The organism is Amphibiibacter pelophylacis (assembly GCF_037688875.1).
Lineage (GTDB): Bacteria > Pseudomonadota > Gammaproteobacteria > Burkholderiales > Burkholderiaceae_C > Amphibiibacter > Amphibiibacter pelophylacis.
Map to the genome: position 1 here is coordinate 14,524 of NZ_JAWDIE010000023.1, position 13,405 is coordinate 27,928.

The following is a 13,405-nucleotide window of genomic DNA, read 5'->3' on the forward strand; positions in this document are numbered from 1 at the left end:
CGAGAGGTGGCGTTGTGATGGAAGGCAGGCAGATCCTGAAAACAGGGCGACTGGCCCGGCTGTTGGGTTGGCTGCCCCTGCTGATGCTTCTGGCGCTGCTGCCCGGGCGCGCAGCCATCGCGGCGGGGGACAAGCCGCCGCCGATGCCCGATCTGGCAACGCTGGCCGCCGATGGCACGGCATTGGATGGACCGCAGTTCCTGGCCCCGCGTGAGGCCTTCGCGCTGAAGGCGGATGGGCCGGATGGGGCGGATGCGGCGGATGCGGCGGACGGGCGCACGCTGCACCTGCACTTTGACATTGCGCCGGGCTATTACCTCTACCGTGAGCGCATTGCCGTGCACCTGGACGCTTCGACAAAGCCGTGGCCGGTGTCGCTGCCGCAGGGCGAATCCAAGCAGGATCCGACTTTCGGGCACGTGCAGGTCTTCCACCACAAGCTGGCTTTTGATCTGCCACTGGATGCGGTGCAGCCGCTGCCTGCCTCGGTTCGGGTGTCCTTCCAGGGCTGTGCCGATGGCGGCATCTGCTATCCGCCGGATCAGGCGGTGCTGTCTCTGAGCGCGGGGGAGGGAGCGGCTGGGGCCCTGAGTGCGAAGCTGGTCTCCTACCAGTCCGACAGCGACGTGGCGGCGGTTCAGGGCGGTGGTGTTGGCGCAGCGCTGGCCGGTGCGCTGGCCCAGCCCGCTGCCCCCATCGCAAAGCCCGCCCCGGCCACCGCGACAGCGTCCAAAGCCAATGCCATGCCCGAAGAGGGCTGGTGGCAGACCCTGCAGGACTACTACGACAGTCCTCAGGCGCTGTTCGACCGCGACAACTCGCTCTTGCTGGCAGGGATTTTCTTCGTGCTGGGCGTGCTGCTGTCGCTGACGCCCTGCGTGCTGCCCATGCTGCCGATTCTGTCGGCGATTTTGACGCGCCAGCACGGCCAGAACGCGCGACCGGGCCACGGCTTTCTGCTTTCGCTGGCCTACAGCGTGGGCGTGATGGCGGTCTACACGCTGCTGGGCGTGCTGGCGGGACTGGCCGGGCAGGGGCTGGCGCCTCTGCTGCAGACGCCGTGGGTGATGGGCGTGTTTGCGTCGGTGATGGCGCTGCTGGCGCTGTCCATGTTCGGGGTGTACGAGCTGCGCCTGCCTCACAAGCTGTCGCAACGCCTGGACGCCACGAGCCGCCGTCTGCCCGGTGGGCAGTATGGCAGCGTGCTGTTGATGGGCGGGGTGTCGGCGCTGTTGGTCAGCCCCTGCGTGAGTGCGCCGCTGGCGGGGGCGATGCTGTTCATCAGCCAGAGCCAGGACGTGCTGCTCGGGGGCCTGGCGCTGATGATGCTCTCGCTGGGCATGTGTGTGCCGCTGCTGCTGCTGGGCGCTTCGGCGGGCTGGCTGCTGCCCCGAGCGGGGGCCTGGATGGATGGCGTCAAGGTGCTGTTTGGCTTCATGCTGCTGGCAGTGGCGCTGTACATGATCCAGCCCTTCATTCCGACCGCGTGGACACTGGCGGGGGCCGGAACGCTGCTGCTGATGGCCGGCTACTGGCTGCGCCCCTTCGCGCCAGATACCGATCTGAGCCTGCCGCTGGTGCTGCAGCGTGCGCTGGCCCTGCTGCTGCTGGCGCTGGGACTGATGCAGTGGGTGGGCGTGAGCACCCAGGGCCGCAGCGTGCTGCAGCCGCTCTCGGGCCTGAGCGCCCGGGCTGCGGCACCGGTGAACGCGCAAGGACCGGTTTTCCAGCCAGTGGACAGCGTGGCTGATTTTGATGCCCGCGTGGCGCAGGCGAACAAAGCGGGCCAGCGCGTGGTGCTCGATTTTTACGCCGACTGGTGCGTGAGCTGTGTCGAAATGGACGAGCAGACCTTCCCGCAGCCCGATATTGCGAAGCGCCTGGGCCGTGCCGTGCTGCTGCGCGCCGATGTGACGGCGATGACGCCACCGCAGCGCGAGCTGCTGAGGCGCTTTCGCCTCTTCGGGCCGCCGGGGCTGATTTTCATCGACCTGCAGGGCCGCGAGCAGCATCGTGTGGTGGGCTTCCAGCCCCCAGCGCGCTTCGAGCGCAGCCTGGCTGCAGCCGGGCTGTAAGGGCCGCACTGTGCCGCAGGCCCGTCTTGCCAGCGTGGGGGTGTTTGATTCGGGCCTCGGCGGCCTGTCGGTGCTGGAGGCATTGCGGCGCGAGCTGCCGCACGAATCTTTCCTTTATGTCGCCGACTCGCGCAACGCGCCCTATGGCAACAAGCCCGAGGACTGGATCGTCGCCCGCTGCCGCGAACTGGCGCACGATTTCGCCCGCGTCCCGATCAAGAGCTGGGTCTGGGCCTGCAACACGGCCACGGGCGTGGCGGTGCACACGCTGCGCGAAGTCATGCCTGGGTTGATCGGGCGCGAGGCTTTTCCCATCGTCGGGCTGGAACCCGCGCTCAAGCCCGCCGTTCTGGGCACGCAGACGGGCGTGGTCGGCGTGCTGGCCACGGCGCGCACGCTCGCCAGCGACAAATACCGCCGCCTGCGCGAGCGCGCCTTCAGCGACTGGGCGCCGCTCAATCCGCAGGCGCGGGCGCTGCGTGTCATCGACCAGGTCGGGGCTGGGTTTGTTGAAACCGTCGAAGCCGGCGCGGTCAGCGGGCCGCAGGTCCAGGCGCTTGTGCATGCGGCCGTGGCTCCCCTGCTGGCGGCGGGGGCCGACACGCTGGTGCTGGGCTGCACGCACTATCCCTTTCTGGCGGACGCCATCCGGGAGGTGATCGCCACCTGCGCGCCGCGCCAGCCTGTCGCGCTGATCAACCCCGCTGCGGCCGTCGCGCGTGAGCTGCGCCGACGCCTGCAGGCGGCGGACCTGCTCGCCCCCGAAACCGGCCCCGCGCCCGCACAATGCCTTACGGTCTATTGCAGTACTGCGCCTGTGGAATCATCGCGGCAGATTTTTGCCCGGCTGCTGGGTTACGGGGTGGATGTCCATCTGTGGCCTGACTGGCTGGATCGGCGCCAAGCGCCAGGACGGGATTGAAAGGGGCCGCCATGGTGTGGCAATGGGCTTGGAAGCAGACGTGGCGCGACTGGCGCGCGGGGCAGTTGCGCCTGCTGGCGCTGGCTTTGTGGCTGGCGGTGGCTGCGGTGACGTCGGTGGGATTTCTCTCGCAGCGCGTGCAGCTGGGTTTCGAGCGCGATGCGCGCGCACTCCTGGGCGGCGACTTGGCTCTGAGCGCTGACCAGTCGCTGCCTCCCGATTTTGCGCAGGAGGCGGCTCGGCTGGGCCTGAAAGTCAGCCAGACCCTGGATTTCCCCAGCGTTGCGCGCGCGCCGCAGGACAAGGGCGGACAGGTGCGCCTGGTCAGCCTGAAAGCGGTCGATGCCGCCTGGCCCTTGCGTGGCGCGGCCAAAGTCACTCCCGCGCCGGGCGAACCCGCCGGACGGGCGCGTCCCGCACCCGGCACCGCCTGGGTAGACCCGGACGTACTGCCCGCTCTGGGCCTGAAGCTGGGCGATCGCCTGCTGCTGGGTGACAGCACGCTGCGCATCAGCCACACCCTGGTCAGCGAACCCGATCGCGGCGGGCAGCTGGCCTTCTTCACCCCGCGTGTGCTGATCAACAGCGCGGACATCGCGGCCACGGGCCTGGTCCAGCCAGCCAGCCGGGTGCGCTACCGCCTGGCGGTGGCCGCACCGCAGTTCGAAGCCAACCCGCCCGCTGTCGAACGCTTTGGCGCCTGGGCTTCGAAGGAGATCAAACGCACCGGCCTGCGCGGCGTGCGCACCGAAACGCTGGAAGACGGCAACCCGCAGATGCGCCGCACGCTGGAGCGCGCCGGGCTTTTCCTGCGTCTGGTGTCGCTGCTGGCGGCGCTGCTGTGCGCCGTGGCGGTGGCCGTGGTGTCGCGCGATTTTGCCCGCCAGCAGCTGGACACCTGCGCGCTCCTGCGCGTGCTGGGCCAGCCGCAGCGGCGCATTGCCACGCTGTATGCGCTGGAATTTTTCATCATCGGCGTGCTGGCCAGTGGGGCCGGGGTGCTGGCCGGGTGGGCGTTGCACGGCGTTTTTGTGCAGCTGCTGACCGGGCTGATCGACGCGCAACTGCCCGCACCGGGCGTGCAGCCTGCGCTGGTGGGCGGCCTGCTGGGGCTGAGTCTGATGGTGGCGTTTGGCCTGCCGCCGGTGTTGCGGCTGGCGCAGGTCTCGCCGCTGCGCGTGCTGCGCCGCGATCTGGGCGCGCCGGGCTGGCCGGCGATGGGCGTGCTGCTGCTGGGCGGCCTGGGCGTGGGCGCGCTGCTGTGGGGTGTGGCGGGCGATGCGCGCCTGGGCTCGTGGGTGATCGGCGGCTTTGTCGCGGCGCTGGCCCTGTTTGCGGCGGTGGCTTATGCGGTGGTCTGGGGTTTGCAGAAACTGCTGGCGCGCGTGGGCGACACGCCGCGCCCGGCGCTGCAGACGCTGCGCCTGACGGTGCGGCAGATGGCCTCTCGGCCGGGTCTGCTGACGCTGCAGGTCGCGGCCCTGAGCGTGGGGCTGACCGCGCTGGTGCTGCTGGTGATCCTGCGCACCGACCTGATCCAGCAGTGGCAGGATTCGGCCCCGGCCGACGCACCCAACCGCTTCGTCATTAATATCCAGCCCGATCAGGCGCAGACCTTCCAGCAGCAGATTCGCACCGAAGGCGTGGGCCCCTACGACTGGTCGCCGATGGTGCGTGGGCGCCTGGTGAGCATCAACGCCACGCCTGTGAACGCCGAGAAGTTCGAAGACCCCGACGCGCGGCGCATGGTCGAGCGCGAGTTCAACCTGAGCTACACCCCCGCCATTCCGCCGCACAATATTCTGGAAGAAGGCCAGTGGCGGCCTGGCCCGCAGAGCGCCGACGGCGTGGCGCCGGGGCAGACGCCAGTCATCAGCGTCGAATCCGGGCTGATGCAGCGCCTGGGCCTGAAGCTGGGCGACACGCTGCACTTCGATGTCGCGGGGCAGATGCTCAGCGCGCGCATCAGCAGCACGCGCAAGGTGGATTGGGCGTCGATGCGGGTCAACTTCTTCGTGCTTTTCCCCTACCGCACGCTGCAGGCCGATGCGCCTGGGGCGGCTGTGCCGGGCGCGCCGGTGATGGCCGGGGACAGTGGCCTGCCCGCGACCTGGATTTCGGCTTTTCACGCGCCCGCTGATCCGGCCTTTGACGCGCGCATGATGCAGCGCTTTCCCAACATCACGCTGATGAACATCGAGCAGACGCTGCAGCAGGTGCGCGCCGTGCTCAACCAGGTGGTGCGTGCGGTGGAGCTGCTGTTTGTCTTCAGCCTGGCTGCGGGCCTGGTGGTGCTGGTGGCGACCATGGCTTCGACGCGGCAGGAGCGCCTGCGCGATCTGGCGCTGATGCGCGCTTTGGGCGCTTCGCGTGCGCTGCTGGGGCGCATGCAGCGGCTGGAGCTGCTGGCGCTGGGCGCACTGGCCGGGGTGCTGGCCAGCGTCTGCGCCAATGCCGTGGCCTGGGGCCTGGCGACGCAGGTCTTCAGCTTCGAGAACTGGACCCCCGCCTGGACGACGTCGCTGGTGGCCGTGCTCGGCGCCAGCCTGCTGTGCGTTGCCGTGGGCGGCTGGCAGTTGCGCGGCGTGGTTCACGCCAGCGTCACGCAGACATTGCGCAATGCCGGGGCGGGTTGAGCAAGCGCGGCTGGTTTATTCCGCCATGCCGCGCAGCCTCATGCTGCGGCGGCGCAGGGCTTCCAGCGTCAGCAGCATCAGCACCGAGATCAGGATCAGCACCACCGCCGCCGCCAGAATGGTGGGGCTGAGCTGTTCGCGCAGGCCGGTCCACATCTGGCGCGGGATGGTGCGCTGCTCGACGCTGCCCAGAAAGAGCACCACCACCACCTCGTCAAACGAGGTGGCAAAGGCGAACAGCGCGCCCGAAAACACCCCCGGCCAGATGATGGGCAGGGTGATGCGCCGGAACGCCGTCCAGGGCGAGGCCCCCAGGCTGCGCGCGGCGCGGAACAGGCCCTGATCGAAGCCCGCCAGTGTCGCGCAGACGGTGATGACGACAAAGGGCGTGCCCAGCACGGCGTGCGCCAGCACGATACCCGTCAGGCTGTTGGCGATGCCCAGGGTGGAGTAGAAAAAGTAGGCGCCCACCGCCACGATGACAATCGGCACGATCATGGGCGAGACCAGAAACGCCGTGATCAGCGCGCGGCCCGGCAGGTTGCGCTGCGTCAGCCCCACCGCGGCCAGCGTGCCCAGCGTGGTGGCAATTGCCGTGGCCGAGATCGCGATCATGAAGCTGTTTTTCACCGCGATCTGCCAGACCTCGTCGGTGAAAAACTCGTGGAACCACTTCAGGCTCCAGTCGTGGATGGGGTAGGTGAAATAGGGGTCGGCGTTGAAGGCCAGCGGAATCACCACAAGCACCGGCGCCATCAGGAAAATCAGCGCTGCCACACAGAACGCCAGCAGCGCGTAGTGCGCGATTTTCCCGCCTGCACTCACGTAGGGCGGGAAGCGGGCGACTGACTTAGCCGAGGCGGACATTGGCGATCCCCACATATCGTTCGTAAACCGTGTACAGCACCAGCACGCCCGCCAGCAGCAGGCCGCCCAGCGCCGAGGCCAGGCCCCAGTTCAGGCTGCGCGTGAGGTGGTCAGCGATGAAGTAGCTCATCATTTGGTCCTCGGCGCCGCCCACCAGCGCGGGCGTGATGTAGTAGCCGATCGACAGGATGAACACCAGCAGCACCCCGGCGCTGATGCCGGGCACCGACTGCGGCAGGTAGACCCGCACGAATGCCGTCAGCGGCGACGCTCCCAGCGAGCGCGCGGCGCGCACGTAGCTGGGCGGAATCTGGCGCATCACCGAGACCAGCGGCAGGATCATGAAGGGCAGCAGGATGTGCGTCATGGCGATGACCACGCCAAAGCGGTTGAAAACCAGATCCAGGGGCGCATGGATCAGGCCGGTGGCCAGCAGCAGCGAGTTGACCACGCCCTCTTTCTGCAGCAGCACCACCCAGGCCGTGGTGCGCACCAGCAGCGAAGTCCAGAACGGCAGCAGCACCAGCACCATCATCAGGTTGGCGGTTTTGGGCGGCAGGTGCGACAGCCAGAACGACAGTGGATAGCCGATGGCCAGGCACAACAGGGTGACCAGCAGGCTGACCCAGAAGGTGCGCGCAAACACGTCGACATAGATACGGCTGTCTGCGGCCTCGCGCTGGATGTGGCCCTGGTCGTCGCGTGTCAGATCAACGGCGTGCAGGTAGTAGTCGGCGGTGTAGCGGTGACTGGTCTGTCGCAGCACCGACCAGATCTTGGGCTCGCCCCAGGCGGGGTTGATCTCCAGGAAGGCCGGTTTCCACGGCCCGTGCTCCACATTGACGATCTGGCGCGTGGTGGACATGAACAGAGAGCGCAGTCCGCTGCGCTCGTAATTGATGCGGCTGCCCACCTGGCTGGCCGTCTGGGCCTCAGTGGCCTCTTTCATGTCGGCGGCCAGGGCGGCGAACACGGGCTCATCCGGAATGGCGGTACTGTCCGGCGCGGCACGCAGCAGCGCCGTGGTGCGAGGCAGGGTGCCCGAGACCACCGGATCATTGACGCTGTTGAACAGCATCATCGCGATCGGGACCAGAAAGGTCAGCAGCGTGAAACCGAACAGCGGCAGGATCAGGGCGTAGGCCCGCAGACGCTGACGCATCTCGGCCCGGCGCAGCTTGCTGCGCAGTCCGGCGGCGCTGTCAGGCAGGGTGGCAGTGGTCATCGGGGGCTCTTTGGTGCGTGTCGCTTATTTCGCCAGCCAAGCGGCAAACTTCTGATTCAGCTCGTCGGCATGGTCAGCCCACCAGCCCGCATTGGTCTGGAAGGCGCGCCCCGGATGGGAGGCGCCGGGCAGCCAGGGCTTGATCTTGTCATCGACCAGTGCCAGCGACGATTTGCGCGCCGGGGCGTAGGGGATGAATTTGGTCTGCTCGGCCAGCGGCTTGGTGCTGGTGGCGAACATCACGAAATCCATCGCTGCCTTGGTGTTCTTCGAGCCTTTGACGACAGCGAACAGGTCGGGCACGGTGATCTGGCCGTCCCACAGTACGGCGAAGTTCTTGCCGTCCTTGACATTGGCGTCGTAAATGCGGCCGTGGTAGACCGAGGTCATGGCGACTTCGCCCGAAGCCAGCAGCTGCGGCGGCTGGGCGCCCGCGCTCCACCACACAATCTGCGGCTTGATGGTGTCCAGCTTTTTGAAGGCGCGATCAACGCCGGCCGGGGTGGACAGCACCTTGTAGACGTCAGCTGCGGGCACGCCGTCGGCCATCAGTGCCCATTCCAGGTTCACGCCCGCTTCTTTCTTCATGCCGCGCTTGCCGGGGAATTTCTTCAGATCGAAAAAGTCTTCCAGTTTCGTCGGGGCATTGGCGCCCATCTTGGCTTTGTCGTAGGCCACGACGTTGGCGTAGGAGATGTTGGCGATGGCGCAGGCGTTGACCATGCCAGGCAGGAAATCGGCTTTGGCGTCGCTGCCATCGTCGCCTTTGGGCAGTTTGCTGGCGTCGATTTTCTCAAAGAGGCCCTCGTCGCAGCCGCGCAGCGCTTCGGCCAGTTCCACGTCCACCACATCCCATTTGATGTTGCCGGTTTTGACCTGCGCCTGAATCTCGGCAAGCCCCCCGTTGTAATCCTCGCTGAGCACCTTCACGCCGGTTTTGGCGGTGAAGGGCTTGTGCATGACTTCGACCTGGCTTTTGCCGTAGGCCCCGCCCCACGAGGTCACGGTGATCTGCTGGGCGCTGGCGCCCGCAGCGGACAGGGCGGCGATGGCCGCCACGGCCAGCGGTTTCAGACTGGATCGCATTGTCATGGGTGTCTCCAAAAGAGAGGGTCGCGTTGAAAAAACTGTAAAAAATCAGGCTGCCGGGGCGTCCAGCGCGTGGCAATCGCTCATGCGCCAGCCGATGCGCACCGCGTCGCCTTGGGCAAACGGACGCTCCTGCGTGGCGTTGGGGTGCTTGACGACAATGTCCTGCCCGCCAAATGCACTGACGTGCAGGCGCAGGTGATCGCCCAGATAGGTCACGTCGCTGATGCGGGCGTCGGCGTGCACGTCGCACTGGCCTTCGCGGGGATGCAGCACGATGCGCTCGGGGCGCAGCGACAGCAGCGTGCGCGCACCCGGCGCCAGCGCCGCCACCGCCTGGGCGCGCACCGGCGTGCCGTCGGCCAGAACCACGCTGCAGGACTCGCCATCGCGCTCTTTCAGGGTGCCGATGAGCTTGTTGTTCTCGCCGATGAAGCTGGCCACGAAGGCGTTGGCCGGGTGCTCGTACAGGCGCTCGGGCGTGTCCAGCTGCTGGATCACCCCGGCATTGAACACGGCAACGCGGTCGGACATGGTCAGCGCCTCGGCCTGGTCGTGCGTGACGTAAACCACCGTCACGCCCAGGCGCTGGTGCAGCTGCTTGATCTCGTACTGCATCTGCTCGCGCAGCTGTTTGTCCAGCGCGGAGAGCGGCTCGTCCATCAGCACCAGCTTGGGCTCGAAAACCAGCGCGCGCGCCACGGCCACGCGCTGCTGCTGTCCGCCCGAAAGCTGCGCGGGCCGCCGGTCGTTGAAGCCCTTCAGCCCGACCAGGGACAGGATGTTGGTCACACGCTCGCCAATCGCGCTGCGCGGAACGCCGCGCACCGTCAGCGGAAAGGCCACGTTCTCGGCCACCGTCATGTGCGGGAAGAGCGCATAGCTCTGGAACACCATGCCGATGTTGCGGGCCTCCGGCGCCAGACGATTGATGGGCTGGCCGTCCAGGAAGATTTCACCGTGCGTCGCGGTCTCGAAGCCCGCCAGCATCATCAACGTGGTGGTCTTGCCCGAGCCCGACGGCCCGAGCAGGGTCAGGAATTCGCCCTCGCGGATGTCGAGGTTCAGATCCTTCACGACCAGGCTGTCGCCGTCGTAGGTTTTCTGCACGCCTTTGAGCTGGACGATGTTCTGGGTCACTGCGCGATCCTTGTGCGGCGGCGGCGGTCTGCCGTCAGGCCTTGATGATGTTGTGCTCGGGGCCGTAGGGGAAGGCCGTCAGGTTGCGGTTGCCGTCGGGCGTGATGACCAGGATGTCGTGCTCGCGGTAGCCGCCCGCGCCGGGCAGGCCCTCGGGCAGCATCAGCATGGGCTCCATGGAGATGACCATGTCCGGTTCGAGCACGGTGTCGATGTCCTCGCGCAGCTCCAGCCCCGCCTCGCGGCCGTAGTAGTGGCTGAGCACGCCAAAGCTGTGGCCATAGCCGAAAGTGCGGTACTGCAGCACGTCGTGCGCGGCGAAAATCTGGTTGAGCTCGCGGGCGATGTCGCTGCAGCGTGCACCGGGCACGAGCAGCTTTTTGCCCTCGTCGTGCACCTTGCAGTTGATCTCCCACAGGCGCAGGTGGGCGTCGCTGGCGTGATCCAGGAAGAGCGTGCGCTCCAGCGCCGTGTAGTAGCCGCTGATCATGCTGAAGCAGTTCAGGCTCAGGATGTCGCCCTTCTGAACCTGGCGCGTTGTGACCGGGTTGTGCGCGCCGTCGGTGTTGATGCCGCTCTGGAACCAGGTCCAGGTGTCCATCAGTTCGGTGTGCGGGTAGCGTTTCGCGATTTCGCGCACCATGGCCTGGGTGGAGGCCAGTGCCACTTCGTGCTCTGGCACGCCCTCTTTGACGGCCGCCACCAGCGCCGCACCGCCGATGTCGCAGACCTGCGCGCCGTTGGCGATGAAGTCGATTTCCTCGGCGCTCTTGATCATGCGCATCTTCATGCAGGCCGGGGCGATATCGACAAAGGTGGCCTGCGGCAGTGTCTGTTCCAGCGCCTTCAGGCGGTCCACGGGCAGGTGGTCGAACTCCAGCCCGATGCGGCCGCGTGCGGGCAGGCATTCGGCGACGGCCCGGAAGTAGTTACCGCGCTGCCAGTCGGTGTAGGTCAGCGCGTCGTCGGCCACGCCTTTGCGCCAGGGTTGGGCGCCGTCGATGTTGGCGGCGATGACGGTGGTTTTGTCGTGCGTGACGGCCAGGCCGTAAAAGCGGCCAAACGAGCAGAACAGGAAATCGCTGTAGTAATTGATGCAGTGGTAGGACGTGAACAGCACCGCGTCAATCTGCTGTTCGGCCATGTGGCGGCGCAGTTTCTCCAGGCGGCGGGCATATTCGGCAGCGGAGAACGTGTTCTGGACTTTTTCTCCGTTACGCAGGCGGATCAGGGCAGGCATATTGTCGATCATCGGGACACTCCGGTTTGAAATCCGATGGCGAATCATGGCCAGACCAAGGAATGGACGCCATTCATTTTGCGACAGAGAATGTCACGTTTGCGTCATGACCCGCCCCGTGTTTTCCCTTGGGTTTTCCGCTTGAAGGGAAAGCTTGTTGAAACCCTTAAGGGTTTATCCGCGCTGATTATTCCGGGCGGCTGGCCCGGTCAGCCGCCGGAGTTTTGCCATAAGCCTGGCGATATCGCGCGATGAAGTGGCTGGTCGAGGCAAACCCCGCCGACTGCGCCACCTCGTCCACCGGGCGGTTGCCGCGCAGCAGCGCCAGCCGCGCGCGCTCCAGGCGGATCTGCAGGTATTTCTGCCCGGGCGACTGGCCGGTCTGGCGCTGGAAGAGGCGCTCCAGCGTGCGCCGCGCCAGGCCCAGATGGTGGGAGATTTCGGCCAGGCTCAGGGGTTCTTCGACGTTGTTTTCCATCATTTCCAGCGCGTCGATCAAAAGGCCGGGCGATTGCGCCTGACGCTGCAGGCGGCACAGGGCCTGGCGCTCGTCCGGGCGTCGCTGCTGGGCCAGCAGCAGGTCGGCCACCTGCGCGGCCATGGCCGGATGACCGGGCGGGCGGCTGAGCAGCCGGATCATCAGATCAATCGGGCTGACGCCGCCGCTGCAGGTGTAGCGGTCGCGGTCGATTTCGGCCAGACAGGTCGAGACGATGAGCTGCGGAAAGGCCTCCAGCAGCAGATCGCGGTCTTCCCAGTGGATGGTGCAGCGGTAGCCGTCCAGCAGCCCGGCCTGGGCCAGGTAGTAGCTGCCGGTGTCCACGCCGCCCAGCGCCGCGCCGCGTGCGGCCTGACGGCGCAGCCAACCGGTGATCTCTCCCAGGCCGTTGCGCTGGATCGGGTTGGGGCCGATCACGAACACAGCATCCAGCCGGCCGCTGTCGGCCATGGCGCAGTCGGGCACGACGCGGATGCCGTCGCTGGACGCCACGGCCTCGGGCCCCAGGCCCAGCGTCACGTACTCGTACACCCGGCGGCCCAGCACGCCGTTGGCCAGCCGCAGGGGGTCAACGACCGCGCCCAGCGCGATCAGCGAAAACTGCGGCACCAGCAGCAGGCCGTAGCGCTGGGGCTCGGTGGGCGGTGGGGCGGTGGTTTTCAAGGCGAGAGGTCACCGAAGAAGTCAAAGCCGATGCATTATCACGGGGCTTCGGCCACACTCCGCCCATTTCAAAAGCCTGCTTTCATGACCCCAAGCCCCATCCGCCCCCTGCGGGTTGGTTTCATCCTGGCGCCGCGCTTCACGCTGACGGCGTTTTCGGGCTTTGTCGATGCCCTGCGCCTGGCCGCCGACGAGGGCGACCGCAGCCAGCGCGTGCACTGCGACTGGGAGGTGCTGGGCCCGCCGCAGTCGCCCATTGTGTCCAGCAGCGGAGTGGCTGTGCTGGCCACAGCGGAGCTGGACGACCCCAGCCGCTTTGATCTGATCGCCGTGGTGGGCGGCCTGCTGGACGGGCACCGCCAGGTCAGCGCGCAGACCTGGCGCGACCTGCAGCGCGCCGCGCAGGCGGGCGTGACGTTGGCGGGGCTGTGCACGGGCTCTTTCCTGCTGGCGCGGGCGGGGTTGCTGGAGGGCTATCTGACTTGCGTGAGCTGGTTTCACCGCGAGGAGTTCGAGGCCGAATTCCCGAACTGCCGCGTCACTTCCAACCAGATGTATGTGCTGGACCGCGACCGCATGACCTGCGCCGGGGGCACCAGCGTGGTCCACCTGGCCGCGCACCTGATCGCGCAGCGCATGGGCCGCTCGGCCTCGGTCAAGGCGCTGCGCATCCTGCTGGAAGACCAACCCCTGCCGTCGCGGGCGCTGCAGCCCGAGGGGGTGCTGACGCACAAGTCGCGCGACCCCATCGTGCACCGCGCCATGCTGCTGATCGAGCAGCACATGCAAAAGCCCGGCCCGGTCAGCCAGTGCTTCGGCAGCATGGCCGTGGGCATGCGCCAGCTGGAGCGCCGCTTCCTGGCCGACATCGGCATGAGCCCGGCGCGGTACCGCACCCTGCTGCGTCTGCAGCGCGCGCAGTGGCTGTTGAAGAACACCCGCATGGGGGTGGCGGCGGCAGCGCTGGAGTGCGGCTTTCAGGAGGCTTCGTCGCTGTCGCGGGCGCTCAGGCAACACCAGGGTAATCCCGAAATGTCGTAAAAATCAGG

At 67.2% G+C, this 13,405-nt stretch carries 10 protein-coding genes; 4 read left to right on the forward strand and 6 right to left on the reverse strand.

Annotated features, from left to right (window positions below; all coding sequences use genetic code 11):
• The first annotated feature begins 17 nt into the window (after positions 1-17).
• The 3 genes from dsbD to RV045_RS12805 are packed head-to-tail and all read left to right on the forward strand — an operon-like array spanning position 18 to position 5,633.
• Positions 18-2,075, forward strand: a complete 2,058-nt coding sequence (gene dsbD / locus RV045_RS12795; RefSeq protein ID WP_423236179.1) for a protein-disulfide reductase DsbD — start codon at positions 18-20, stop codon at positions 2,073-2,075.
• A complete protein-coding gene (gene murI / locus RV045_RS12800; RefSeq protein ID WP_423236180.1) occupies positions 2,014-2,997 on the forward strand; it encodes a glutamate racemase in 984 nt (327 codons plus the stop codon). The genes dsbD and murI overlap by 62 nt, the downstream gene beginning before the upstream one ends.
• A gap of 11 nt (positions 2,998-3,008) precedes the next feature.
• Positions 3,009-5,633: an ABC transporter permease gene (locus RV045_RS12805; RefSeq protein ID WP_423236181.1), complete on the forward strand. Its 2,625-nt coding sequence runs from the start codon at positions 3,009-3,011 to the stop codon at positions 5,631-5,633.
• 15 nt (positions 5,634-5,648) lie between these two features.
• Here RV045_RS12805 and RV045_RS12810 read toward each other — a convergent pair whose 3' ends face one another.
• From RV045_RS12810 to RV045_RS12835, 6 genes are all read right to left on the reverse strand, one after another.
• Positions 5,649-6,500 carry an ABC transporter permease gene (locus RV045_RS12810; RefSeq protein ID WP_423236182.1) on the reverse strand — a complete coding sequence of 284 codons (852 nt, stop codon included), beginning with the start codon at positions 6,498-6,500 and terminating at the stop codon, positions 5,649-5,651.
• The gene (locus RV045_RS12815) at positions 6,484-7,725 is read right to left on the reverse strand and encodes an ABC transporter permease (protein ID WP_423236183.1); all 1,242 of its coding nucleotides are present in this window, start codon (positions 7,723-7,725) and stop codon (positions 6,484-6,486) included. Before RV045_RS12815 ends, RV045_RS12810 begins: the two co-directional genes overlap by 17 nt.
• Before the next feature lie 24 nt (positions 7,726-7,749).
• On the reverse strand, positions 7,750-8,817 hold the full coding sequence (locus RV045_RS12820) for an ABC transporter substrate-binding protein (RefSeq protein ID WP_423236184.1): 1,068 nt from the start codon (positions 8,815-8,817) through the stop codon (positions 7,750-7,752).
• A 45-nt stretch (positions 8,818-8,862) separates the two neighbouring features.
• The gene (locus tag RV045_RS12825; protein ID WP_423236185.1) at positions 8,863-9,954 is read right to left on the reverse strand and encodes an ABC transporter ATP-binding protein; all 1,092 of its coding nucleotides are present in this window, start codon (positions 9,952-9,954) and stop codon (positions 8,863-8,865) included.
• A 34-nt stretch (positions 9,955-9,988) separates the two neighbouring features.
• Entirely contained in the window at positions 9,989-11,206 is a 1,218-nt protein-coding gene (locus tag RV045_RS12830; protein ID WP_423236186.1) for a M24 family metallopeptidase, read from the reverse strand.
• 175 nt (positions 11,207-11,381) lie between these two features.
• On the reverse strand, positions 11,382-12,356 hold the full coding sequence (locus tag RV045_RS12835) for a GlxA family transcriptional regulator (RefSeq protein WP_423236187.1): 975 nt from the start codon (positions 12,354-12,356) through the stop codon (positions 11,382-11,384).
• Positions 12,357-12,440: 84 nt separating this feature from the next.
• Between RV045_RS12835 and RV045_RS12840 the strand changes: the two genes are divergently transcribed.
• Complete coding sequence (locus RV045_RS12840) at positions 12,441-13,397, forward strand: GlxA family transcriptional regulator (RefSeq protein WP_423236188.1); 957 nt, start codon at positions 12,441-12,443, stop codon at positions 13,395-13,397.
• The last annotated feature ends 8 nt before the right edge of the window (positions 13,398-13,405 follow it).